24 protein-coding genes are annotated in these 23,984 nt (G+C 68.0%); 8 read left to right on the top strand and 16 right to left on the bottom strand.

Going from position 1 to position 23,984, the window contains the following annotated elements; translation table 11 throughout:
- Positions 1-77 precede the first annotated feature (77 nt).
- The 9 genes from ACG0Z3_RS04540 to glpK form a co-directional block, all read right to left on the bottom strand.
- A complete protein-coding gene (locus ACG0Z3_RS04540) occupies positions 78-755 on the bottom strand; it encodes a helix-turn-helix transcriptional regulator (protein ID WP_394395709.1) in 678 nt (225 codons plus the stop codon).
- Between the two features lie 226 nt (positions 756-981).
- Positions 982-1,377, bottom strand: a complete 396-nt coding sequence (locus ACG0Z3_RS04545) for a VOC family protein (RefSeq protein WP_394395711.1) — start codon at positions 1,375-1,377, stop codon at positions 982-984.
- Positions 1,378-1,437: 60 nt separating this feature from the next.
- Positions 1,438-1,893: a GNAT family N-acetyltransferase gene (locus tag ACG0Z3_RS04550; protein ID WP_394395714.1), complete on the bottom strand. Its 456-nt coding sequence runs from the start codon at positions 1,891-1,893 to the stop codon at positions 1,438-1,440.
- 24 nt (positions 1,894-1,917) lie between these two features.
- On the bottom strand, positions 1,918-2,211 hold the full coding sequence (locus tag ACG0Z3_RS04555; RefSeq protein WP_394395716.1) for a hypothetical protein: 294 nt from the start codon (positions 2,209-2,211) through the stop codon (positions 1,918-1,920).
- Positions 2,212-3,343: 1,132 nt separating this feature from the next.
- A complete protein-coding gene (locus ACG0Z3_RS04560) occupies positions 3,344-3,565 on the bottom strand; it encodes a hypothetical protein (protein ID WP_394395717.1) in 222 nt (73 codons plus the stop codon).
- Positions 3,566-3,952: 387 nt separating this feature from the next.
- Complete coding sequence (locus ACG0Z3_RS04565; RefSeq protein ID WP_394395719.1) at positions 3,953-4,819, bottom strand: SIR2 family protein; 867 nt, start codon at positions 4,817-4,819, stop codon at positions 3,953-3,955.
- Positions 4,816-5,808 (bottom strand): ParA family protein, encoded by a 993-nt coding sequence (locus ACG0Z3_RS04570; protein WP_394395720.1) that lies wholly within the window; start codon positions 5,806-5,808, stop codon positions 4,816-4,818. The genes ACG0Z3_RS04565 and ACG0Z3_RS04570 overlap by 4 nt, the downstream gene beginning before the upstream one ends.
- Before the next feature lie 223 nt (positions 5,809-6,031).
- Positions 6,032-6,538 (bottom strand): BglII/BstYI family type II restriction endonuclease, encoded by a 507-nt coding sequence (locus ACG0Z3_RS04575; RefSeq protein ID WP_394395721.1) that lies wholly within the window; start codon positions 6,536-6,538, stop codon positions 6,032-6,034.
- A gap of 148 nt (positions 6,539-6,686) precedes the next feature.
- The gene (glpK, locus tag ACG0Z3_RS04580; protein WP_394395724.1) at positions 6,687-8,144 is read right to left on the bottom strand and encodes a glycerol kinase GlpK; all 1,458 of its coding nucleotides are present in this window, start codon (positions 8,142-8,144) and stop codon (positions 6,687-6,689) included.
- 26 nt (positions 8,145-8,170) lie between these two features.
- Here glpK and glpD point away from each other — a divergent pair, with 26 nt between their 5' ends.
- Together glpD and ACG0Z3_RS04590 are read left to right on the top strand one after the other, a co-directional pair.
- Positions 8,171-9,652: a glycerol-3-phosphate dehydrogenase gene (gene glpD / locus ACG0Z3_RS04585; protein WP_394395726.1), complete on the top strand. Its 1,482-nt coding sequence runs from the start codon at positions 8,171-8,173 to the stop codon at positions 9,650-9,652.
- Between the two features lie 53 nt (positions 9,653-9,705).
- On the top strand, positions 9,706-10,671 hold the full coding sequence (locus ACG0Z3_RS04590) for a DMT family transporter (protein ID WP_394395729.1): 966 nt from the start codon (positions 9,706-9,708) through the stop codon (positions 10,669-10,671).
- 9 nt (positions 10,672-10,680) lie between these two features.
- Here ACG0Z3_RS04590 and ACG0Z3_RS04595 read toward each other — a convergent pair whose 3' ends face one another.
- From ACG0Z3_RS04595 to ACG0Z3_RS04610, 4 genes are all read right to left on the bottom strand, one after another.
- Entirely contained in the window at positions 10,681-11,646 is a 966-nt protein-coding gene (locus ACG0Z3_RS04595) for a formylglycine-generating enzyme family protein (RefSeq protein ID WP_394395731.1), read from the bottom strand.
- A 159-nt stretch (positions 11,647-11,805) separates the two neighbouring features.
- Entirely contained in the window at positions 11,806-12,570 is a 765-nt protein-coding gene (locus ACG0Z3_RS04600; RefSeq protein WP_394395733.1) for a metallophosphoesterase, read from the bottom strand.
- A 106-nt stretch (positions 12,571-12,676) separates the two neighbouring features.
- A complete protein-coding gene (locus ACG0Z3_RS04605) occupies positions 12,677-13,438 on the bottom strand; it encodes a UPF0149 family protein (protein ID WP_394395736.1) in 762 nt (253 codons plus the stop codon).
- A 20-nt stretch (positions 13,439-13,458) separates the two neighbouring features.
- Entirely contained in the window at positions 13,459-14,316 is an 858-nt protein-coding gene (locus ACG0Z3_RS04610; protein WP_394395737.1) for a 23S rRNA (adenine(2030)-N(6))-methyltransferase RlmJ, read from the bottom strand.
- Between the two features lie 104 nt (positions 14,317-14,420).
- Between ACG0Z3_RS04610 and ACG0Z3_RS04615 the strand changes: the two genes are divergently transcribed.
- Positions 14,421-15,512 carry an alkene reductase gene (locus ACG0Z3_RS04615; RefSeq protein ID WP_394395739.1) on the top strand — a complete coding sequence of 364 codons (1,092 nt, stop codon included), beginning with the start codon at positions 14,421-14,423 and terminating at the stop codon, positions 15,510-15,512.
- Positions 15,513-15,635: 123 nt separating this feature from the next.
- Here the strand turns inward: ACG0Z3_RS04615 and ACG0Z3_RS04620 are convergent, their stop codons facing one another.
- Together ACG0Z3_RS04620 and ACG0Z3_RS04625 are read right to left on the bottom strand one after the other, a co-directional pair.
- Positions 15,636-16,766 carry a hypothetical protein gene (locus tag ACG0Z3_RS04620; RefSeq protein ID WP_394395740.1) on the bottom strand — a complete coding sequence of 377 codons (1,131 nt, stop codon included), beginning with the start codon at positions 16,764-16,766 and terminating at the stop codon, positions 15,636-15,638.
- Positions 16,766-17,335, bottom strand: a complete 570-nt coding sequence (locus tag ACG0Z3_RS04625; protein ID WP_394395741.1) for an MOSC domain-containing protein — start codon at positions 17,333-17,335, stop codon at positions 16,766-16,768. Before ACG0Z3_RS04625 ends, ACG0Z3_RS04620 begins: the two co-directional genes overlap by 1 nt.
- A 118-nt stretch (positions 17,336-17,453) precedes the next feature.
- Here ACG0Z3_RS04625 and ACG0Z3_RS04630 point away from each other — a divergent pair, with 118 nt between their 5' ends.
- Positions 17,454-18,695 (top strand): cation:proton antiporter, encoded by a 1,242-nt coding sequence (locus ACG0Z3_RS04630; protein ID WP_394395743.1) that lies wholly within the window; start codon positions 17,454-17,456, stop codon positions 18,693-18,695.
- A complete protein-coding gene (locus ACG0Z3_RS04635; protein ID WP_394395746.1) occupies positions 18,692-19,807 on the top strand; it encodes a YbdK family carboxylate-amine ligase in 1,116 nt (371 codons plus the stop codon). Before ACG0Z3_RS04630 ends, ACG0Z3_RS04635 begins: the two co-directional genes overlap by 4 nt.
- 9 nt (positions 19,808-19,816) lie before the next feature.
- Here ACG0Z3_RS04635 and ACG0Z3_RS04640 read toward each other — a convergent pair whose 3' ends face one another.
- Positions 19,817-20,677, bottom strand: a complete 861-nt coding sequence (locus ACG0Z3_RS04640) for a LysR family transcriptional regulator (protein ID WP_394395748.1) — start codon at positions 20,675-20,677, stop codon at positions 19,817-19,819.
- 74 nt (positions 20,678-20,751) lie between these two features.
- Here ACG0Z3_RS04640 and ACG0Z3_RS04645 point away from each other — a divergent pair, with 74 nt between their 5' ends.
- The 3 genes from ACG0Z3_RS04645 to selD are packed head-to-tail and all read left to right on the top strand — an operon-like array spanning position 20,752 to position 23,816.
- Complete coding sequence (locus tag ACG0Z3_RS04645) at positions 20,752-21,669, top strand: DMT family transporter (RefSeq protein WP_394395750.1); 918 nt, start codon at positions 20,752-20,754, stop codon at positions 21,667-21,669.
- Between the two features lie 45 nt (positions 21,670-21,714).
- Positions 21,715-22,761, top strand: coding sequence for a tRNA 2-selenouridine(34) synthase MnmH (gene mnmH / locus ACG0Z3_RS04650; RefSeq protein WP_394395751.1), 1,047 nt, complete (start codon positions 21,715-21,717; stop codon positions 22,759-22,761).
- Positions 22,758-23,816: a selenide, water dikinase SelD gene (gene selD / locus ACG0Z3_RS04655; RefSeq protein WP_394395753.1), complete on the top strand. Its 1,059-nt coding sequence runs from the start codon at positions 22,758-22,760 to the stop codon at positions 23,814-23,816. Before mnmH ends, selD begins: the two co-directional genes overlap by 4 nt.
- Positions 23,817-23,984: the final 168 nt, after the last annotated feature.

The raw sequence follows: 23,984 nt of genomic DNA on the forward strand, positions 1-23,984 counted from the left end.
TAGGGCGGGTCACGACCCGCCGTCCCGGCCGCGCATCACCGCGCCACGGCGGGTCACGACCCGCCCTACACGAGGGATCAGCAGTCCCGCCTGCGGTTCATATCCGCGAGCGTCCTGCCCGGCTCGTCGCGGAAGGTCTGGGGCAGCACGTCCAGCGTCTCGATGCGGTCCACGCGGAAGCTGCGGAAGTCCTCGCGCAGCTCGCACCAGGCCGCCAGCGTCCACACCGGCCCCCAGAACAAACAGGCCAGCGGGCGCACCACGCGCTCGCTGCGCACGCCGCCCAGGTCCAGGTAGCCCAGCCGCAGCTTGCTGCGCGACTCGGTGGCCTCGCGCAGCGCGGTCAGGTGGGCGCTGGTGGCGGCGTCCAGCGCGGGCAGCGGCGCATACAGCGCCAGGCTCTCGGCGGCGGCGCGCGCGTCCAGCGGCAGCACCGCCAGGATCTTGCTCAGCGCGTTCTCGGCCTGCCGCGCCAGCGCCGCATCCAGCCGCGACTCCGCCATGCGCACCGTGGCCACCAGCGCCTGCGCCTCCTGCTTGCTGAACATCAGCGGCGGCAGATCGAACCCCACCCGCATGCGGTAGCCCACACCGGCCTCGCCCTCGATGGGCACGCCCTGCGCGGCCAGCGCCGCGATGTCGCGGTAGACGGTGCGCATGGACACCTCCAGCCGCTGGGCCAGGTAGTCCGCCGTCGTCAGGCGGCGACCGCGGATGAGCTGGACGATCTGGAAGAGGCGGTCGGCGCGGCGCATGGGCAGGGATTCTGTGGCAGAGGATCAACACAACAGGTAGGGCGGGTCGAGACCCGCCGTTTCGGCCTCGCAAACCCACCTCGGCATTCGGTTCGGCAGGCGGCGGGTCGCGACCCGCCCTACGCCGGAGGCTCGCCGCGCCGGCGGGCCCAACCCCATCGCCACGCACAACCGGTAGGGCGGGTCGAGACCCGCCGTCTGCCCATGGCCCCCCGTACCGCCGCGCTCACGCCATCGCCGTGCACAGCTCCACCAGCGTGCCGTCGGGGCAGCGCACATAGGCCACCGTCTGGCCCCAGGGCTTGGTGACAGGCGCCGCCAGCGCCCGCGCACCGGCCGCCACGGCGCGGTCGAACGCGGCCGGCACATTCGCCACGGTGAAGCCAATCTCCATGCCCAGCGGCTGGGCGCTGGCGTCGGCAGCCACGTAGTCGTGCTGCACGCTGTCGCGCGCGGTGGCGTGGTCCACGAACGCAAGCTTGGTGCCACTGGCGCCGGTGTCCACCTCGCCATAGGCGCCGCTCTCATGCAGGAAGCGCGCCGGCAGGCCGAAGGCGCGCTCGAAGAAGGCCAGCGAGGCGGCCACATCGACCACGTAGACCAGGGTGTAGGCGAAGTTCATGTGCAAGGCTCCCGTGTTGAAGAAGGCCTGCATGCTGCAGCGCCCGCCTGACACCGCGTGTCAGCAGGCCGGCACGCGCAGGTACTCGTTGTCGAACTCGGCCTGCGCCACCAGCACAAAGCCGTGGCGCGCATAGAAGCGATTGGAATCACTCTCCCGCAGCGCACCCACCCGCACCGGCAGGCCCGCCGCCTCCGCCTCGGCGAACACCCAGGCCAGCACCGCCGCGCCCACGCCGCGGCCCTGGTGCTGCGGATGGATGTAGAGGTGGGCCAGGCGCAGGTGATCGGCCTCGCGCCGCAGCACCACGCAGCCGAAGCGCTCGCCCGCCCAGCCGACATGCCAGGTGTGCGCCGCCACAAAGCCGTCCAGCAGCCGCTGCCGCGCCCGCTGCGGGTCGAAGCGCCCGACGCGCAAGAGGCTCTCGCGCATGGCGGCCACACGCAGCTCGGCCAGGGCCGGGGCGTCGGCGTCCTGCGCCGGGGTGAGCTGCAGGGCAGGCACGGGGTTGCTCATCGCGCCAGCGCGGGCCGTGCCCCGTCAGCGCACACGCGGCGCCCGGCTTTGCAGCCAGTACGCCAAGGCCGCGATGCCACAGGCGGCAGCCATGCCGGCAAACAGCACGGCCAGGCCCTGCACCCCCAGCGCGCCATGCGCCCAGGCATGCAGCCACGCCCAGCGGCCCGTGAACGGGGGCAGCGAGGGCTGCAGCGCCTCCACGACGGCCCCCATCACCGCACAAGCCGCCAGGCCCAGCCACACCAGCGCCTTTTCCTTGGGCGTGAAAGCGCGCTTCCCCTGAGGGTGGTCGGGTTCGTGGCGGGTGAGTTTCATGGGCGTTGACGTTGGCGATGAGCGCTACCGTTCACAACTTGCTGATTTGGAATCGGAGCAAGGTTTCAGCCACGAATACCAATTGCGCTGGGCACTCGGAGAGTGCGGATGTATTTTGAGACCCCGATTTCTGCGCGGACGGCTTGATGCGCGGCGTGATCATGCCGCCATCGTCTCAGCACCCGGAATCGGCGGGGAGGGAGGTTTCGAGAAGTACCCTAATGGGCAACCCGATTTCCGCCCTATTTCTACGCAAATTGCATTACAAACCGTGCAAACTTCTAACACCATCGGGGGGGAAGTTGTTTTTTGCAATAAGGGCAGTGATAGACCCCTTCCTTATTCAGGAAATTGTAGAACATTCGCACAATTGCGGCGTCCGCATCACCAATAATCCAACTCTCGCATTCAAAGCACATAGACCACGACTGGGTGCAGTTTGGACATGTGATGGCATGCAGATCGGGGCTCTCGCAGCATTTTCTGTTCATAGTTTTTTACCCACGCAACGCCACAATGCACGGCCGTGTCGACGCAGCTCTACGAGCTCCTTCGAGCCTCTCGTATGGAAAGATTGTCGATGCCCTGAAATTCACGAGTTTTCGTACCGGAAGAGGATCGGATTTAGGGCATCGAGGTCAAGTTTCTCAATATAAACCTCAACTCACCGCGACAGCCTGCACCGAGGACTTAATATTTGAGACCCTCCTAGCCCTCATGCCCCTCAGAGGCGTGTGTTTGCCACTTGACGGGGAAGGCCAATGGGCGACCCCGATTTTGCAGGCGTTTCCCTAGCGCTTGAGGACTGCGAATGCATACACAACACCGATGACCCAGCCGATTGGTCCCAGCGCTGCCAAAAACAGCAAGACCAACACGAACATGATGAGCATCGGAACGCCTCTAACTAATTCTTCCAAATCCATATAGCCTCCATGCGTAGCTCTACCGTCGTGCCCGATATGTTCTATAACTCGATGACATTTATCCGACAGATTCCGGTTGTAGGTAACGTTTTTCTTAACTCTATGGTGCTGTACGAGCCACCTAAAGTGACGCTCAACGTAAAGCTGAGGGGCGAGCCGATTTTGACGCGCCCCTCTCGAACGCCATGTTGTGGCGCATGGATAAACTATGGCTTCCATCCTCCAGGGAATTTATTTCTTTCACCTGTGATCTCCTCCCACAAAGACGAAAGGTCGCGACGTGAATTGCTTAGCTTATAAGAATGATTGCCGTTCACTTTGTGAGACAAAATCGTCCCGTCAGGCGCCAGGTGCAAATGCGTGCTGTGAATATTTACGCTGTCAGATGCGATGATCCATGTTCCGTCTGATAATTTCTTTTCTTGCATTTCAGTCCCCTTTAAGCACGAGCAAAATTTAGAAGCAAAACTGGCACGACAAAATAACCAAGGACAAATGACAAAATGGATGTTGCTTTGCAAATTCCGCACACCACCAAATTATTGCAACAGCAACAGCCATTGGAATCCAACTTGAAGCGCCAAATTTAACAAAATCGGGGTCAGGCCTCAAATATAAACCCCTTGCTATATGGCGAATGGTGGCCGCGACTTAACAATTGAGGCCTGACCCCGATTTCGCTTGACGGGGGGCGGCCAATGGGCGACCCCGAATTGCCGAATTGCCGAATTGCCGAATTGCCGAATTGCCGAATTGAGCATCAAGAACTTAATATTTGAGACCCCGAGTTTGTAATCCCGATTTCTCTGCGCCGCCTACCAATTACGCCCCTTTGAGAGCATGTCGCGCCGTTGCTCCACCAACTGAACCAAGTTTGCAAGGCTCTCCGTCAGTTCCTGATGCCCGTTGTCCGGCGAGTAGGTGAGGTGCTTCACTTGCATGACTGTTCCGAGTTCCCTCAGTACCTCAGGCGCGACTTCAGCAGTTGGAATTGTCATAAAGTGCAGAGGAAGTCGACCGTAAGCAAACTTGATGTCCTCAAATAGCATCCGAAGGTCGGGGTCGTCAACACCACAACCGACGAAGATGAAAGTATGCGTCAGCGCCAGCGATCGAATGACATCATAGAAAATGGAGTACTTTGTCCGAGCACGCGAATAGTCTTCCGAAGTGAAGATCAAGTCTTCAGGATCGTTCGCCGAGCCGTGGCTCTTAATTAGCAGACGAACATCGCACTTGTTCAGATAGGAGATAGTATCTGTGCTCGCATGAGTTTTTATTACATAAGACCCTGAGGACGCCTGTCGACAATAGTCATCATAAATGTTGTCGAAATTCGGGGAGATAGTGACTGCGACATCCAATTCGTACAAATGCTTGTGGATGTCGGCCGGCTTGAAACGCTTGAGTTGAAACTCGGCTTGCACCCGTTCGACAAATCTGTCACGCCCCATGATGGTCTTGAGTAGCTGACATCCAAGCAAATAATCTCGCCTAGCGATTACTTCAAGCAGATAGGCCGGATCGCAGTGCTCTCTTGCGCACTGCTTGAGGAACCCGTCCCAACTCGCAGGGCGCTCGCCTTTGTCGTTAGTCGAGTTGCGTGATACACCGGAGCCCACCACCAATACAGCGCGCCGCCGCGCTATGGAGTCGACTGCAACGTCGTCCCAGGCGATCATGTAACGACCCTTCCAAGGAATCGCTCTGCAATTCTTTCGAAGAACTCGGTAGCCTCAGAAACTCTGGTGTACTGCGAGCCGACTATTCCATCCTTTGCGCCCAAATCAAATATTGGCGCATGAGCCTGCTGCGAAAGCGGAACAACGCTGCTGAGCGTAGGCAACTCACCAAGCTTGGCCGACTCATAGTCGGAGCCGAAGAATTCGCACATCTGGCGCAGTTCCGCAGTCTGCTCGCTAATAATTCGCTCAAAAGCAGCCACAGGCACTCTTTCGCCTGAGACAACCTTAGCTTTGTATTGCTGCATGACATAGCCAACAAACTGCAAATCCCAACCAACGGGATGGCCGTTGATCTGGAAATGTTCGCCCTCGTTCTCTTCGTGCTTACGTATGGCGTCGGTCAGCGCAATCTTCCAAGATGTAAACGACTTCAAAATGTTGTCGATCGCCATGAGGCTAAATATGTCTACCGACAACGGCATGATGAACGAGTCAGCGCCCAGCAGAACTGATCGGTTGAGTGCCCCCAATGAGGGGCCCATATCTATGAAGACGAGGTCGTACTTATTAAGTCGCGAAAGGAGATATTTGATTGCAAATGTGGTTTGAAATCCGCGAGGTTCGCCGTTCCGTGTTGCCGCCCAGTCTGTGGCGAGCAAGTCTTCGCGGATCGAAAGCTTGGGGTCGCCAACTATGAGATCAACCCCAAACCTTGCGCTGCTCACGATAGTTGGAAGCTCCACTGGATAGCCTTGTCCCTTTCGAATTGGTTCGTAGAAGGAGTCAAGGCTCTTATGCTCGCCATCTCGAAGTATTGCTTCGAGCTGCTCCTCCGCAAGCAGGTACGCTGATGCGTTGCATTGTGGGTCGGCGTCGAGCACTAGGACTGACTTGCCGTTCCGCTTAGCTAGAAAGGAACCAAGATTGCAGAGTAGCGTCGTCTTGCCGACGCCGCCCTTGTTGTTAAAGAAGCAAACACTCTTCATCGCATACCTTTGCGTTCTGCAGAAGAAACCACGGTGGATTGATAGTACGCCAGACGTGGCGGTCACAAGCCACCAGAGGTGGCACGTTGGACCAACCGGTTGGGAGGGTCGAGGTCAAGCATCAAATATAAACGCGGGGAGTAGTCGAATAATATTCGACATGTGGGGCTAGTTCCGAGCTCGGAACTAGCCAAGAGTTGACGTTCAAGCCCTGACTCTTTCATCAGCCCAACTCCACCACCAGCAGCGGGACGGAAATTGTTTCGCCAACAACTTGAAGCCAAGTACACGCCTTGCCGAATGTGAGATAGCCAACCGTCTTACCAGACAAGCTCATCCTCAGGGAATCACTCAGAGCCACCGCCACCCCGAGCGAGCATTTATTGAACTTATAAGCCGCATCAAGCTTCATAAGATCATGCGAAAAAGCTGTTTGATTCGAAAGCTCAACCTCAACAGCAATCCCGCTCCCCGGGTGAAAAGCGTCAATCGCAAACGACTTTTTATTTCCTAGGGATTGGACGAATGGGTGAAAATCTTTCCATTCCGTCTTGTTCCAACCCGCTAATGACCTGAGTGTTTTCGTAATGGATTTCGTGATGTCGCCTGTCTTGCCGATACTGGCGCCAATTGAGCACGCAGACGTTATATCTATGAGGCCCGCCTCAAACTTAGGCTGCTGCAGACAAGCCAATCCAGACTTATTGCCGACGAAATTCTTGATTTTCATATTATTCCTAATGACTCCAGGGCAATAGCGCATCTACAAAACGCTGTCGCTATCGCGAGTGTTTGTTATCCAAACACTATGCCCACAAAGCATTTGCAAAAGCACGTCCGGCTGCGTTTGGTGAAAAGTTACCTCGCGCCGTTCCCCCTCACCCCGCCAACACCTGCCCCACCGCCCTTGCCCACTGCGCCAGCCTTGCCGCCGCCTCGTCGCGCGACATGCGGGGTTCGAAGGCGCGGTCCAGTTGCCAGAGGCTGCCCATCTCCTCGGGTGAGCCGTAAACACCCGCCCCCAGCCCCGCCAGCAGCGCCGCGCCGAGCGCCGTGGTCTCGATGACGCGGGGGCGCAGCACGGGCAGGCCCAGCAGGTCGGCCTGGAACTGCATCAGCAGGTCGTTGGCCGACGCGCCGCCGTCCACGCGCAGCTCGGTCAGCGCGGCGCCGTCGTTCTGCATGGCCTGCAGCAGCTCGGCGCTCTGGAAAGCGATGCTTTCCACCGCCGCGCGGGCGATGTGGGCGCGGCCGCTGCCGCGCGTGAGGCCGACGATGGCGCCGCGCGCGTCGGCCCGCCAGTGCGGCGCGCCCAGGCCGGCGAAGGCCGGCACCAGCATCACGCCGCCGCTGTCGGGCACGCTCTCGGCCAGCGCCTGCACCTCGGCGCTGCTGCGGATGAGCCCCAGCCCGTCGCGCAGCCACTGCACCACGGCGCCGCCCACGAACACGCTGCCTTCCAGCGCGTACTGCGCCTGCCCGCCCAGCTGCGCGGCGCGCGTGGTCAGCAGGCCGTGCGTGGAGGCATGCGCCTGGGCGCCGGTGTGCATCAGCAAGAAGCAGCCGGTGCCGTAGGTGTTCTTGGCCTGGCCGGGCCGCAGCGCGGCCTGACCGAAGAGCGCGGCCTGCTGGTCACCCGCGATGCCGGTGATGGGCGCGCCGAACTCGGCCGCCACCCCGAACGCCGCCGCCGAGGGGCGCACCTCGGGCAGCAGCGCGCGCGGGATGCCGAACAGGCCCAGCAACTCGTCGCTCCAGTCACTGCGGTGGATGTCGAACAGCAGCGTGCGTGAGGCGTTGCTGACATCGGTGGCATGCACGGCGCCGCCGCTCAGCTGCCACAACAGCCAGCTGTCCACGGTGCCAAAGGCGAGTTCACCGCGCTCGGCGCGGGCACGGGCGCCGGGCAGGTGGTCCAGCAGCCAGCGCAGCTTGGTGGCGGAGAAGTAAGGGTCCAGCACCAGGCCGGTGAGCGCACGCACGCGGGGCTCGTGGCCTTGCTGCTTGAGTTCGTCGCAGAACGCGGCGGTGCGGCGGTCCTGCCAGACGAGAGCGTGGTGCAGCGGCTGGCCGGTCTGGCGGTCCCACAGCACGACGGTCTCGCGCTGGTTGGTGATGCCGATGGCGGCAATCGGCACGCCGGCCCGGGCCACCGCCTCCTGCGCGCAGGCGCGCTGGCCGGCCCAGATCTCGGTGGCATCGTGCTCCACCCAGCCGGGCTGGGGGAAGTGCTGCGTCAGCTCGCGCTGCGCGACGGCGAGGATGCGGCCGTCACGGCCGAAGACCACGGCGCGTGAGCTCGAAGTTCCCTGGTCCAGCGCGAGCAGAGCGTCCATGGCTTGGCTTCACTTAGAGTCGTCGGATGGACGATTTTGACGTCGTGGTGGTGGGAGGCGGCATCAACGGTGCCGGCCTGGCGCGTGACTTGGCCGGCAGGGGCTGGCGCGTGCTGCTGGCCGAGGCGCAAGACCTGGCCCAGCACACCTCGTCGGCGTCCACCAAGCTTATTCACGGCGGGCTGCGCTACCTGGAGACCTACGAGTTTTCGCTGGTGCGCAAGGCGCTGCAGGAGCGCGAGCTGCTGCTGCGCAGCGCGCCGCACCTGATCCAGCCGCTGCGCTTCGTGCTGCCGCATGCGCCGCACCTGCGGCCGGCCTGGATGATCCGCGCCGGGCTGATCCTGTACGACCACCTCGCCCGCCGCGAGCTGTTGCCGGGCTCGGCCCCGCTGCGCCTGAGCGGCAGCAAGTACGGCGCGCCGCTGCGGCCCGAGTTCACGCGCGGCTTTGTCTACTCCGACGGCTGGGTGGACGACGCGCGGCTGGTGGTGGCCAATGCGCAGGACGCCCGCGCGCGCGGCGCCGAGGTGCTGACGCGCTGCGCCGTCACGCAGGCCACGCGCACGGCCGCTGGCTGGGCAGTGGCGCTGGCCACGGGCAGGCAGGTGCGCGCCCGCGCACTGGTCAACGCCGCCGGGCCGTGGGCCGAGAGCTTCCTGCGCGACCACACGCAAGGCGCCGACGGCCGCCCACTGCCCGCGCGCGGCCTGCGGCTGGTGAAGGGCAGCCACATCGTCGTGGCGCAGCGCTTCACGCATGACCACGCCTATATCTTCCAGAACCCCGACGGCCGCATCCTGTTCGCCATCCCCTACCAGGGCCGCTTCACACTGATCGGCACGACGGACGTGGAGCTGCCGCACAACGCGCCGCCGCCCGACCACGCGGCCATCAGCGCCGCCGAGACCGACTACCTGTGCGAGCAGGCCAGCCGCTACCTCGCCCGGCCCGTCACGCCGGCCGATGCGCTGTGGAGCTATGCCGGCGTGCGCCCGCTGCTGGACGAGGGCGGCTCGGCCTCCAGCGTCACGCGCGACTACCTGCTCGAGGCCGACACCGACGGTGGCGCGCCGCTGCTGAACGTGTGGGGCGGCAAGCTCACCACCTACCGCAAGCTGGCCGAAGACGGCGCCACGCAGCTGGGCCGCCTGCTGGGCGATGCCCGCCGCCCCTGGACGGCCACGGCCCGCCTGCCCGGCGGCGACCTGGGGCCGCATGGCGTGGACATCACCGCCTTCACCGCCGCGCTGCAGGCCCGCCACCCCGAGCGCCCGGCGGCGCTGGTGGCGCGCCTGGCGCTGGCCTATGGCGACCTGGCCGCCCCGCTGCTGGCCGAGCCGGCTGGCGCCGAGATCGCACCGGGCCTGTTCGAGCGCGAACTGCGCCATCTGATGGATGAGGAATGGGCATGCAGCGCCGACGATGTGCTGTGGCGGCGCAGCAAGCTGGGCCTGCACTGCACCGCGGAGCAGCGCGCGGCGGTGGCCGCCTGGTTCGGCAACTGAGGCGAGCCAGCCGAGAAGCCTCGGCCCGCGGGGCTGGGCGATGATGCCGCCCCATGTTCGCTGGTGTGCTGTTCGCCCTCGGGGCCGGGTTGATGTGGGGGCTGGTGTTCGTTGCGCCGGTGATGCTGCCGGGTTGCCCGCCGGCGCTGCTGACTGTGGGGCGCTACCTGGCCTTCGGGCTGATCGCGCTGCCGCTGGCGCTGATGGACCGCCGCGCGCTGCGCGAGCTGCAGCCCGCCGACTGGTGGGAGGCCGTCAAGCTCAGCGCTATCGGCAACTTCCTGTACTACCTGACGCTGTCGGCCGCCATCCAGCGCGCCGGGGCGCCGCTGCCCACCATGATCATCGGCACGTTGCCGGTGGTGATCGCCGTGTGCGCCAACCACCGCAACCGCGTGCGCGACGGTCAGCTGCCGTGGCTGAAGCTGCTGCCCTCGCTGGCGCTGATCGGCACCGGGCTGGCGCTGGTCAACCGGGACGAGCTGGCCCACATGCAGGCCAGCGCCGGCGATCTGCGCCGTTATGCCGAAGGCGCGCTGCTGGCCGTGGCCGCGCTGGCCTGCTGGACCTGGTATCCCATCCGCAATGCCGACTGGCTGCGTGCGCACAGCGATCGCTCGCCGCGCGCCTGGGCCACGGCGCAGGGCCTGGTGACCGGGCCCATGGCCCTGGCGGGCCTGCTGGCCGTGGGCGCCATGCAGCTGGCCGCGCCGGGCACGCTGATGCCGGCAGGCTACGACTTCCCGCTGGGCGAGCGGCCGCTGGCCTTCATCGGCCTGATGCTGGCCATCGGCCTGTGCTCGTCATGGCTGGGCACGCTGTGCTGGAACGAGGCCAGCCAGCGCCTGCCGACCTCGCTGTCGGGCCAGCTCATCGTGTTCGAGACGCTGGCGGCGCTGGCCTATGCCTTTCTGTGGAACCAGCGCATGCCGCCGCCGGCCACGCTCGCGGGCATCGCGCTGCTGATGGCGGGCGTGGTGTGGGCGCTGCGCATCAAGCCGGTGAAGCACGCCGGCTGAACACCGCCGCTACAGCGGCCGGGCGATGCGAAAGCCCACGCCGCCGCCGCGGAAGTCGGGCTCGCTCTTGCTGCGGTACGCAGAGCGCAGGCCGGCGGGGTAGCTGAACCAGGCGCCGCCACGGGTCACGCGGAAGGCCGGGTCGCCGCCAGCGGTCCAGGCCGATCCATCGGTGGGCGCGTCGGTGTAGTCGGTGTGGTCAACGTCCTGCACCCACTCCCACACGTTGCCCGCCATGTTGTACAGGCCGAAGGCATTGGGCCGGTACACCGGGCCGGCCACCGGAAAGGCCGCGCCGTCGCTGCAGGCGTTGGCGGCCCAGGTGACGCCGCTGATCTGCGCCTTGCCGGTCTGATCCATGCCATTGGCATGCGCGCAGGCTTCGGTGAGTGCATCGTCGTCGCCCCAGGCGTAGCGGCCGCCGTGCCCGGCGCGCGCGGCGTACTCCCATTCGGCCTCGCTCAACAGGCGGTAGCCCTTGCCCGGCACCAGCCGGTTCAGCCAGGCCAGGTAGGCCTGCGCGTCATGCCAGCTGACGCAGCTGACTGGGTGAGCATCGGTGGTGGCGTAGCCGGGGTTGCGCCAGCCGTGCTGCCGGCTGGTGCCCCAGGTCTTGCCATCGAACACGTGGCAGCCCTCGCCCGGCTGCTGCTCGGGCTGGTGGCCGCTGGCGCTCACGAAGCGTGCGAACTCGGCTTTCGTCACCTCGTACTGCCCCACGGCCAGGCGATACGCGATGCTCACGCGCCGCTGCGGCCCCTCGTTGCGGCGGCGGCCTTGCTCACCGGCGGGCGAACCCATGGTGAAACTGCTGCTCGGCAGCGCCACCAGGGTCGGGCAGTCCTCGCAGTCCTTCAGCGTCTGGCCCGGCGCAGGCGACGCATCGGCGGCCTGGGCAGGCGGGGTGGCCGTCAGGCCAAGGCAGAACACGGTGCCGGCCAGGCCGCACCAAAAGGTCGAAGCAACAGGGCGCATGGGCAGTGATCGAGTGGCAACGACCGGCATGCTAGGAAAGCCGGCCATGCCGCTCCAGCCGCACGCGACGAAGTCGGGCAGCAGGCGCCCGAGTTCGCCACACAGCGCTGCGAACTCAGCCCGCGACGCGCCCGGCGCCTGCCCGCAGGCCGCCACCCGTCAGCCCGCAAACACCTCGATGACGCGCTGGCCGTCGAAGCCATCGGCCTCGCCGCGCTTGCTGTGGCCGCGCGCGTTGCTGACGACGCGGGTGTCGCCCACGCGGTAGTCGTGCCGGCAGTGCAGGTGGCCGTGCAGCCACAGCTGCGCAAAGGGCAACAGGTCTTCGTCGTTGTTGCAGAAGCTGGCCGTGCCGGGCTGGCGGCCATAGCGCGGGTCGGCGCTCTTGAGGCTGGGCGCGAAATGGGTGATGGCCACCGTCGCGTCCCAGTCGCCCGGGCGCGCCAGCTCCTCGGCCAGCCAGGCGCGCTGCTCCAGGCCCAGGCGGCGCACGGCGTCCACGCCGAAGGGCTCGCCGAAGCGCGTGGACTGCATGACGTTCTGGAAATAGCCGCCGGCCCGCATGGCGCGCTCGCGGCCGGCGGCGCCGAAGGCATTGAAGTCGCACCAGCGCGTGCAGCCGACGAAGCGCACGCGCCGGCCCTGCGCGTCGCTCAGCACGGCGGACTCGTCGTCCAGCAGGCGCAGGCCCACGGCGTGGACGTGGGCCCGCAGCGCCTCGCGCGCGTCGTCCACGTCGCGGCGGTCGAACTCGTGGTTACCGGGCACGACCAGCACCGGCACCGGCCAGCCGCGGAACAGCTCGAAGCTGCGCCAGGTGGTGTCGATGTCGCCGGCCAGGATCAGCGCGTCGGCGCCCGGGGCGGGCTGCGGCTCGTAGCTCTCGGTCTCCAGGTGGAGGTCCGAAAGGAGCTGGACTCTCACGTCGTAGGGCGGGTCGCGACCCGCCGTCCTGGGGCGCCCCGCCGACTCGCGCCGTCCGCATCGGCAACCGGGCGGCGGGTCATGACCCGCCCTACGGGCCGTCGCTTCAATTGCTGCCGTGGCACTGCTTGTACTTGCGCCCGGAGCCGCAGGGGCAGGGGTCGTTGCGGCCGACCTTGGGCGTGTCGCGCCGGATGGTCTCGACGCGGTAGCGCTCGGCCTGCGTCAGGTCGGCCAGGTCGGCCACCGTGACGACCAGTTCCTCGATGGCGTCGTCCAGGTCCTTCAGCGGGTGCTCACGGTTCAGCGTGGCGACGACTTCCTTCTCCTCGACCGTCTCGGCCGGCAGGTGGCGGTACAGGCGCGCCATGGCGGCGGCCACGTCGTCGTTGGGCATGTCGGCCAGCTCGGGGAAGCACAGCGCCGCGTGCTGGAAGCCGGCCACCCAGGGCATCAGCGCCCGCGAGATGGGGCCCAGCGCGTCGTAGCTGGCGCGGGCGGCCTTCTCGTCGTCGGTGGCGTCTTCCGGCAGAGGCTCGGGCTCTTGGCCCTCGTCGACCTCCAGGATGACGGGGTCGACCCAGCCGTCTTCGGCCAGCCCGCGCGTCAGCGCCGCATGGCGGCGCTCCACCAGCTGGGTCAGGCGGTCCAGCCAGGTGGCGTCAACGCTCTCGGGCAGCAGGCCACCGTCGTAGTCGAAGATGTTGGGCAGCCATTCATCGGTCTCGATGAGGCGGGGCTGCACGATGACACCGCACAGATAGCCGTCCAGCATGGAGGCGTCCAGCGGCTGCAGCGGCTCGGGCGTGGCGGCGAGGAGTTCGTCGAGTTCAGCGAACTCGGCGTCGGTCAGGTCTTGGGTGCTCATGGGGGGATTGTCCTTCCGGCTCAAGCGGCCTTTTGTTCGAGCACGAAGTTCGCGCCGTCGTACTGGCCCAGCCGCTCCACCAGCAGCGGCAAGCACTCGGCCAGTTCGTCGTGCAGCGTGAACGGCGGATTGGCAATGAACATGCCGCTGCCCATCATGCCGAAGCCCTTGGCATCGGCCTGCGTGACGGTCAGCCGCACATGCAGCCAGCCCTTCTTGGCGGCGGCGTCGGCGCTGGCCTTCAGGCGCTGCACGAGCTGGGTGGACTCCAGCAGCTGCAGCTGCGGGTACCAGATCATGGTCACCGTGTCGGCCGCGCGCTCCAGCGCCTCGCGCAGCGCGGCCAAAACCTTGGCGTAGTCGGTCTTGATCTCGTAGGGCGGGTCCATCAGCAGCGCAGCACGCCGCGTGGGCGACGGCAGCTCGGCCTTGATGGCGCCGAAGCCGTCGCGGTCGCTGACCTGGGTGTTGGGCCGCGCCTCCAGGTAGCTGGCGAGGATGCGGTGGTCGGTGGAGTGGAGTTCGTAGGCGCGCAGCCTATCGGTGTCGCGCAGCACGAAGTTGGCGATGGCCGGCGAGCCGGGGTACTGGCGCAGCTGGCCGTCGGGGTTGAAGGCGCGCACCAGGCCCACGTAGTCGGCCAGCGGCGCGGGCAGGGTGTCGACGTCGTCGTACAGCCTGGCGATGCCGCCAGCGTACTCGGCGTTCTTCTGCGCGTAGCGGCCCTCCACCGAGTAGCCGCCGGCGCCGGCATGCGTGTCGATGAGGGTGTAGGGCTTGTCCTTTTCGCCCATGTAGCGCAGCACGCGGGTCAGCACCAGGTGCTTGAGGACGTCGGCATGGTTGCCGGCATGAAAGGCGTGGCGGTAGGCGAGCATGGGGGCGATTGTCGCTAACACACCCGGGATCGCCCCCGGACGTCCGGGGAAAGCGTTGCCGCCGCTAGGCTTGAAACCGTTTTCCCTCTCCCCATCTGCTCCTGATGCCTACGCTTTTCGACCCCCTCCAACTGGGCGACATCACGCTCGCCAACCGCCTCGTCATGGCACCGCTGACGCGCAACCGCGCGCCCGGCCAGACGCCCACGGCCCTGATCGCCGAGTACTACCGCCAGCGCGCCAGCGCCGGCCTGCTGATTACCGAGGCTGCGCAGATCCGCCCCGACGGCCAGGGGTACTTCGACACACCCGGCATCCACTCGCCCGAGCAGATCGCCGCCTGGAAGCAGGTGACCGACGCGGTGCACGCCGAGGGCGGCAAGATCGTCATCCAGCTGTGGCATGTGGGCCGCATCTCCGTGAACGGGCTGCAGCCGGGCGGCCAGGCACCGGTGTCGTCCACCGCCCGCGCCGCCAAGACGCGCACCTACGCCGCCCACGGCGAGCTGGTGCCGACCGACACGCCGCGCGCGCTGCGCGCCGATGAAATCCCGCAGCTGGTGGCTGACTACGCCCAGGCCGCGCGAAATGCCATCGCTGCCGGCTTTGACGGCGTGGAGGTGCATGCCGCCAACGGCTACCTGCTGGAGCAGTTCCTGCGCGACAGCGCCAACGACCGCACCGATGCCTACGGCGGCTCCATCGAGAACCGCGCACGCCTGCTGATCGAGGTGATGACGGCGGTGGCCGAGGCCATCGGCCCGGGCCGTACCGGCCTGCGCCTGAGCCCGGTGACGCCGGCCAACGACATCGGCCAGGACAGCAACCCGCAGGCCCTGTTCAACCACGTGGCTGACCGCCTCAGCGCCCTGAAGCTCGCCTTCCTGGAGGTGGTGGAAGGCGCCACCGGCGGCCCGCGCGAGCACGCGCCCTTCGACTACGCCGAGCTGCGACGGCGCTTCGGCGGGCCGTTCATCGTCAACAACGGCTACGACCGCGCCATGGCGCTGCAGGCCGTGGCCAGCGGCCATGCGGACGCGGTGGCCATCGGCCGGCCCTTCATCAGCAACCCGGACCTGATCGAGCGCATCCGCGACGACCTGCCCTGGGCCGCGCCGCAGAAGGAGACCTTCTACGGCGGGGGCGCCGAGGGCTACACGGACTACCCCACCGCCGTGGCGCAGCACTCCGCCTGAACTGCGGGCCGAGCGCCGGGCCGCCCCAAGCCGGCCCGCGCTGGCGATGTGCTCGTGGCTCGATGCCACGAGCATCGCCGTCTCCTCGGGGGACCGCCCAGCCGCACGGCTGGGCGAGGGGCCTCACCCTTGGAATGCGCCCGGGTGACGCGCCGGGCCGCTGAGTGCCACGGTGCCGCGCGGGTGCCGGTACTCGCGCGTGGGGCTGAGGCGCAAGCCGTCGGCCTCTCCCACGTCCTGCGCCTTGCCGCGCAGCGCCGACCCCGGCCGCAGCCGGAAGTCCTCGCGCACCGCGAGCACGAACTCGTCCCAGTCTGCCGCGAAGTTGGCCCGGCGCGTCCAGTGGCCGTCGGCGGCGAGCTTGGGCGCACCCACCAGCAGGTTGTTGGCCAGCGTGACCTCCGCCTGACGCGGTGACACGCGCAGCCAGATACCGCCGCTGCGCATCTGGTCTACCAGCGTGTTGTTCACGAGGTGCAGCGCCTGGCGCGGCCCGCGTGCGCCTTCCGCGCCGAACGAGATGAGGTGCGGGTTCTCGGTGCTCGCGCTCTGCATGATGAGGTTGCCCATCACAACGGCCACGCCGCCGTTGGGGAACTCCAGCTCGTAGCTCGCGCGGCCGCCGACCTCGTCGGTGAGGCGGTTGTAGAGGACGTGATTGATGGCCGCGCGGCTCTTCAGCAGGTGGCCCAGCAGGCCGCCGTGGAAGTAGCTGCCGGTGACCGACAGCCGCGCGATCGCGCCCACGTAGAGGTTGTGCGTCATCCCGCTGCGCAGCGGGATGGGGCCAAAGTCGCAGTCCACGATGTCCAGCGTGATGGCCTCGTTGTTGGCCGACAACAAGCCGTTCTCGTTGTCGCGGAACACGCAGTTCACCAGCGTCAGCGAGCCGGCCTCCAGCCGGACGCCAGCGCCGTTGCGGTCGGGCACGCTGCAGCCGATGAAGTCGAAACCCTCGATGCGCTGGCGCTGGCCGGTCGTGACGAACAGCGCCTTGCCCTGCACATGGGCGCCGGCCGCGATGACGCGCACGCGGCCGCCCACGGCGCGAAGGGTCAGGTCGTGCTGAGGCCAGGCGGCCACGTCGGCGAGGTAGTCGCCCGCGTCCACCTCGACGAGCGTGCCGTCCTTCGCCTGCCGCGCCGCGGCGGCCAGCGACTTGACGGCCTGCCGTGGCCCGACCTTCAGCGTCGGGCCGGCATGCGCGGCCAGCGGCAGCAGGCCGGCGCCAGCCAGCAGTTCACGCCGGCGCATCACGAGGCCTGCTTGCGCATCTTGGCGCGGAACAGCTCCGCAATGCCCACCTCGCGCGGCCCGGGCAGCAGCTCGAAGGCCTCGCCAGCGGCGATGCTTCCCTCGCGTCTCACGGCCAGGTAGAAGCCACAGTAGCCGCTCTGCGCCATCAGCTTGGCGGCCTGGTTGAAGCCCATGTGGGCGTTGAACTTGAAGCAGGGCTGGCGCGGCTCGGAGACGACCAGCTCGCAGTCCGGGAAGCGCAGCACGTCGCCGATCCAGGCCTTGTTCTCCAGCAGGCCCTGCAGCGTCAGGTTCTCGCCCATGTCGCCCGGCTGCAGCTCGCCGGCCACGCGAGCCTGGCCACGCACCGTGGCCCAGAAGGCCAGGTGCTCCTGCGGGTAGGCATAGACGGCCTTGGCCAGGCCGCCGTGGACGCTGGGGTCGGCCTGTTCGTCGCCCTCCAGGCCCAGCGGGCCGACGGCCACGCGGCCGCTGCGAGTGCGCTTGCGAATGGCGGAGGTAAGGGACTCGCCGGTGGTGGCGGTGAAGGATTCGACGCGGGCGGTGTTGACGCTGATCAGCTGCATGGCGCCATTGTCACGAAGCCGTGACGCGGCCGGCGCGCCGGGGCATGTCGGCATGTTGGCCTACACGGGATGTCACCTCCTGCAACTAGGCTGCGGGCCTTGTTTCAAAGGGGAACGCATGACCGCACTCGACAGCGGCGCCCGCGTCTGGGCCGGGCTGGCCGTCACGCCGTCCAGCGAGCTGATGTTCATCGTCGGCGTGCTGCTGGCAGGTGCGCTGGCGGGCGAGTTCATCGCCGCCACGACGCGGCTGCCGCGCGTGGTGGGCTACACGCTGGCCGGCTTCCTGGCGGCCGCCTTCGGCCATGGCGTGACGCTGCCCTTGAGCGGTGCTGCGCAGACCGTCACCGACCTGGCGCTGGGCCTGCTGCTGTTCGAGATCGGCAGCCGCGTGAACCTGCGCTGGCTGCGCCGCAACCCCGGCCTGCTGGCCACCAGCCTGGCCGAGGCGCTGCTGAGCGCGGCCGCCGTGGCGCTGGTGCTGCGGGCGTTTGACGTGGGCTGGCCCACGGCACTGGCCTGTGCGCTACTGGCCATGCCGGCGCCGGCGGCCATGTCGGGCCGCGTGGCGCTGGAGATGGGCGCCGAAGGCCAGGTGACGCAGCGCGCGCAGCTGCTGACGGCGCTGAACACAGGCTACGCCGTCATCGCTCTGACGCTGATGCGCACGTGGTGGGCAGCCGACGACGGCGGCAGCCTGCCGCAGGCGCTGGCCGGCATGGCCATTTCGCTGCTGACGACGCTGGGCGTGGCCGCGCTGCTGGCCGGCGCTGTCTACCTGGCCGCGCGCCGGCTGGACCTGCGCAACGAGAGCGCGGCGCTGCTGCTGTTCGGGCTCGTCGCGTTCGCCATCGTGGCGGCGCGTTCCATCGGCGTGTCCACGCTGCTGATGCCGCTGCTGGCGGGACTGCTGCTGCGCAACACCTGTGCGCGGCCCTGGGTGTGGCCGCGCCACTTCGGCACCTCGGGCGGCGCGCTGGTGCTGATGCTGTTCGTCATCGTGGGATCGGCGTGGTCGCCGTCGCTGCTGGTGGCCGGCGGCTTCGCGGCGCTGGCGCTACTCGCTGCGCGCTGGCTGGGCAAGGCCGTGGCCATCGTCGCGCTGGCCCCCTGGGCCGGCGCGAGCTGGCGCCAGGGGCTGGCGCTGTCGGTCACGATGATGCCGCTATCGGGCACGGCGCTGGTCATGCTCAGCGAGCTGATGCGCGCCGAGGCCCAGCTGGCCGCGGGTGCAGTGCCCATCATCCTGGCCAGCATCGCGGTGCTGGAGCTGGCCGGGCCGGTGGCCGTGCAGCTGGCGCTGCGCCTGGCCGGCGAACTGCCGCCGGCCCCCACCCCACGCAAGGAGTCCCAGCCATGAGCCTGGGTGTGTTCTCGACATCGCAGCCGCTCACGCTGGGCGTGGAGCTGGAGCTGCAGATCGTCAACAACGACGACTACGACCTCGCGCCGGTCTCGGGCGACCTGCTGCGGCTGATGGCCAAGCACCGCATCCCCGGCGACGTGAAGCCGGAGATCACCAGCAGCATGATCGAGCTGTCAACCGGCGTGTGCGCGGGCCATGGCCAGGCGCTGGCGGAGCTGGGCGAGATCCGCGACGCTCTGGTGCACTGCGCCGAGCGGCTGGACGTGAGCCTGTGCGGCGGCGGTACCCACCCCTTCCAGCACTGGACGCGGCGGCGCATCTTCGAGACGCCGCGCTTTCACGAGCTGAGCGCGCTGTACGGCTATCTGTCCAAGCAGTTCACCGTGTTCGGCCAGCATGTGCACGTGGGCTGCCCGAGCGCCGATGAGGCGCTGGTGCTGCTGCACGGCATGAGCCGCTTCATCCCGCACCTGATCGCGCTGGCCGCGTCGTCGCCCTTCGTGCAGGGAGAGGACACGGGCTTCGACTCGGCACGGCTGAACTCGGTGTTCGCCTTCCCGCTCTCCGGCCGCGCGCCCTTCGTGCAGACGTGGGCCGACTTCGAGACCTTCTTTGGCAAGATGACGCGCACCGGCGTCGTCACCGGCATGAAGGACTTCTACTGGGACATCCGCCCCAAGCCCGAGTTCGGCACCATCGAGGTCCGCGTGCTGGACACGCCACTCACCATCGAGAAGGCCGCTGCGCTGGCCGGCTTCATCCAGTGCCTGGCGCGCTGGTTGACCCTGGAGAAGCCGTTCACGCTCAGCGAGGACGACTACCTGCCCTACACCTTCAACCGCTTCCAAGCCTGCCGCTTCGGGCTGGACGGCACCTTCGTCGACCCCGAGACCGGCGAGCACCGCGTGCTGCGCGACGACCTCGCCACCGTGCTGGGCCGGCTGGACACCCACGCCGCCGACCTGGGCGCAGAGCCGGCGTTGAAGCTGCTGCGGCAAGAGATCGCCGGCACCGGCAACGATGCCGCCTGGCTGCGCCGGCTGGAGCAGCAGCACCACCTGCTGCCCGAGGTGGTGCGCCGCGCCAGCCTGCGCTGGCATGGCTGAGCCGCGCCCTCAGCCGGCGGCTTGCCGCAAGGTCTGCACCAGCATCTGCTGCAGGCTGTCCACGGCCTTGCTGCCCTTGGACGCCTGGCTGCGGTAGACGGCCACCTCCATGGGCTGCAGGGGTCCCAGGCCCTGCGCCGCCCCCAGCACCTGCAGGTGCGCCGGCGCGCTGCACTGCGTCAGCGCGGCAATGGCCAGGCCGCTCTCCACGGCCGCAATCTGACCCGCAAGGTTGGAGCTGTTGTAGACCACCTTGTAGGGCCGGCCCTGCAGCGCCAGCGCCTGGAGCGCGCTGCGTCGGCCCAGGCTGGCCTCCTCGTAGACGGCAATGGGCAGCGGGTCGCGCGCCCACACCTCGAACTGCGGCGATCCCACCCACACCATGGGCTCGTGGAACAGCAGCGTGCCGCGGCGTGCGTGGTCGCGCGACACCAGCGCCAGGTCCAGGTCGCCGCGCTGCACGCGCGGGATCAGCACGGTGGACTGCTCGCAGTCCAGCTGGATCTCCACGCCGCCATGGCGGGGCGCGAAGCGCTTGAGCACCGGCGTCAGGTATTTGCTGGCGTAGTCGTCGGGCACACCCAGGCGCACCACGCCGGACAGCCCGCCGCCCTGCAACGCCGCCAGCGCCTCGGCCTGCACATCCAGCATGCGGCGGGCATGACCCAGCAGCGTCTGCCCGGCAGGCGTCAGCTGCAGCAGGCGCGGCCCGCGCAGCAGCAGGGTGTGGCCCACGGCCGACTCCAGCTTGCGGATCTTCATGCTGACCGCCGACTGCGAGCGGTGCACCTCCGCCGCCGCGGCCGACAGCGAGCCCGCATCCACGGTGGCTACGAAGCACTTGAGCCAGTCGATCTGCAGGTCAGGCATGGTTTCGAATATCGAATAGTTGCTTACGGAATTATGTGATTTTCGATTCACCATGCCGGCCCCACAGTGCGGGCATGAACCCGACGACACCCACCGCCGTGGACGCCCGCGCCGGCGCCGTGATGAGCCTGTTGTGCCTGGTCTGGGCGCTGCAGCAGGTCTCGCTGAAGGCCGTGGCCGACGCCGCCAGCCCGCTGCTGATGGTGGCGCTGCGCTCGGGCATCGCACTGGTGATGCTGGCGCTGCTGATGCGCTGGCGCGGCGAGACACCGCAGCGCCAGCACTTTGGGCCGGGCCTGGTGGCGGGCGCGCTGTTCGGCCTGGAGTACCTGCTGGTGGCCCGGGCGCTGCAGCTGGCACCAGCCTCGCATATCGTCATCTTCCTGTACACCGCGCCGCTGTTCGCCGCGCTGGGCCTGCACCTGCGGCTGCCTGCCGAACGGCTGGCGCCACCGCAGTGGGCCGGCATCGCGCTGGCCTTTGCCGGCACGGCCTGGGCGTTTGCCGGCAGTGCCGGCAGCGCCACGCTGCAGGGCGATCTGCTGGCGCTGGCGGCCGGCGCCGCCTGGGGCGCCACCACGGTCACCCTGCGCTGCTCCCGCCTCGCCACCGCACCGGCCACCGAGACGCTGCTGTACCAGCTGCTGGGCGCCTTCGTGCTGCTGCTGCCGGTGGCGGCGCTGGACAGCCAGGCGCCGCCGACGTTCACGCCGCGCGTGCTGGCCCACCTAGGCTTCCAGGCGGTGGTGGTGTCGTTCGCGAGCTTTCTGGCCTGGTGCTGGCTGCTGCGCCGCTACCTGGCCTCGCAGCTGGGCGCCTTCGCCTTCCTGACGCCGCTGTTCGGCGTGCTGCTGGGAATGGCGCTGCTGGACGAGCGGCCGGAGGCCGGCTTCGGCGCCGGCTGCCTGGGCGTGCTAGCCGGCATCGCCCTGGTCAGCGGCATCGGCCCTGCGCGCCGGCGCCACGCCGTCATGCGCACGCCCGCCCCCTGAGCGCCAGGGCCGGGCCGGGCGTGGCGGTGTAACCTCCCGCCTCCCATGAGTCACAAGCCCACCACCGTGGCCGAGCTGGGCGAGTTCACGGTCCTCATCGACGTGCGCTCGCCGGCCGAGTACGCCCTCGACCACATTCCCGGCGCCATCAACTGCCCCGTGCTGGACGACGAGGAGCGCCGCATCGTCGGCACCACCTACGTCCAGGTTTCCGCCTTTGAGGCCCGCAAGATCGGCGGCGCCATGGTGGCGCGCAACATCGCCCGCCACCTGGACGAGCTGTTCCGCGACCAGCCGCGCGACTGGCGTCCGCTCGTCTACTGCTGGCGCGGCGGCCTGCGCAGCGGCAGCTTCGTCAACTGGCTGCGCCTGGTGGGCTGGGACGCCCAGCAGCTCAAAGGCGGCTACAAGGCCTGGCGCGCCCACGTCATCGAGCAGATCGCCCAGCGCGCCCCGGCGCTGGACCTGCGCGTGCTGTGCGGCCCCACCGGCAGCGCGAAGACCCGCGTGCTGCAGGCCCTGGCCGCGCGTGGCGAGCAGGTGCTGGACCTGGAAGACCTGGCCGCCCACCGCGGCTCGGTGCTGGGCGCAGTGCCCGGGCGGCCGCAGCCGTCGCAGAAGGCCTTCGAGACGCAGCTGTGCGATCAGCTTGCGCGGATCGACCCCACGCGCCGCATCTGGGTGGAGGCCGAGAGCCGGCGCATCGGCCGCATCACCGTGCCCGAGCCGCTGCTGCTGCGCCTGCGCGCCAGCCCGGTCGTGGAGATAGCCGCCTCGCCCGAGGCGCGGCTGGCCTACCTGCTGCGCGACTACGCCTGGCTGGGCGACGACCGCGCCGCGCTGGCCGACAAGCTGGGCGCCCTGCGCGAGCTGCTGCCGCGCGAGGTGCTGGCGCAGTGGCAGGCCTGGGCGCTGGCAGGCGAGCTACCGCCGCTGTTCGAGGCCCTGATGGCCCGCCACTACGACCCGCTTTACGCCCGCTCCCAAGGCCGCCACCTGGCCGGCCTGTCCAACGCCCGCCGCGTCGAGAGCAACGACCTCTCCGACGACGGCATCCAGGCCCTGGCCCAACGCATCGCCGACACCCCATGACCGCCTCCCCCACTCCCCGCCTCACCTCGCTCTCCCACGGTGGCGGCTGCGGCTGCAAGATCGCGCCCGGCGTGCTCAGCGAGATTCTCAAGAGCACCCGTGGCCTGCCGGTGCCCCCGCAGCTGCTGGTGGGCATCGAGACCTCGGACGATGCCGCCGTCTACCAGCTCAGCGACGACATCGCGCTGATCGCGACGACGGACTTCTTCATGCCCATCGTCGACGACCCCTTCGACTTCGGTCGCATCGCCGCCACCAACGCGATCAGCGACGTCTACGCCATGGGCGGCAAGCCCATCATGGCGCTGGCGCTGGTGGGCATGCCCATCAACGTGCTGCCGCTGGACGTCATCGGCCGCATCCTGGCCGGCGGTGAGTCGGTCTGCGCGGCGGCGGGCATCCCGATCGCGGGCGGCCACACCATCGACTCCGTCGAGCCCATCTATGGCCTGGTGGCGCTGGGCGTGGTGCACCCCCAGCGCGTCAAGCGCAACGCCGACGCCCGCGTGGGCGACCGCCTGGTGCTGGGCAAGCCGCTGGGCGTGGGTGTGATGTCAGCCGCGCTGAAGAAGGAGGCGCTGGGCGCCGACGGCTATGCGCGCATGGTGGCCACCACCACCCAGCTCAACACCCCCGGCCCCGAGCTGGCGGCGCTGGACGGCGTGCATGCGATGACCGACGTGACCGGCTTCGGCCTCGCCGGCCACGCGCTGGAGCTGGCGCGCGGTGCCGGCGTGCAGGTGGCGCTGGACTGGGCGCGCGTGCCGCTGCTGCCGCAGGTTCGCGAACTGGCCCAGGCTGGCTTCATCACCGGCGCCTCAGGCCGCAACTGGGCCGGCTACGGCGCCGAGGTGGTGCTGCCCGAGGGCTTCAACACCACCGACCGCGCGCTGCTGACCGACCCGCAGACCAGCGGCGGCCTGCTGGTGTCCTGCGACGCGGGCGCGGTGGACGAGGTGCTGGCCGTGTTCCACCGCCACGGATTCGCCGCAGCCGCCGAGATCGGCCACGTGACGGCCCGCAAGGCGGGCGGAGCGGCACTGCGGGTGGCTTGACGCCACGCCAGGTTCCATCCGGTTTCACCAAAAATCCACAGCAACCCGAACGCCTCATCGCCGGATAGCGCCACCAAGCCCTATCCAGCATGGCGTTATTCCGGTTTTGCATGGGAACACCCATCTCGGCGGTTACGAAGCGATTACATCGAATTCCACAATGGCAGG

This window comes from Pelomonas margarita, assembly GCF_043555875.1.
Taxonomy (GTDB): Bacteria; Pseudomonadota; Gammaproteobacteria; order Burkholderiales; family Burkholderiaceae_C; genus Pelomonas; species Pelomonas margarita.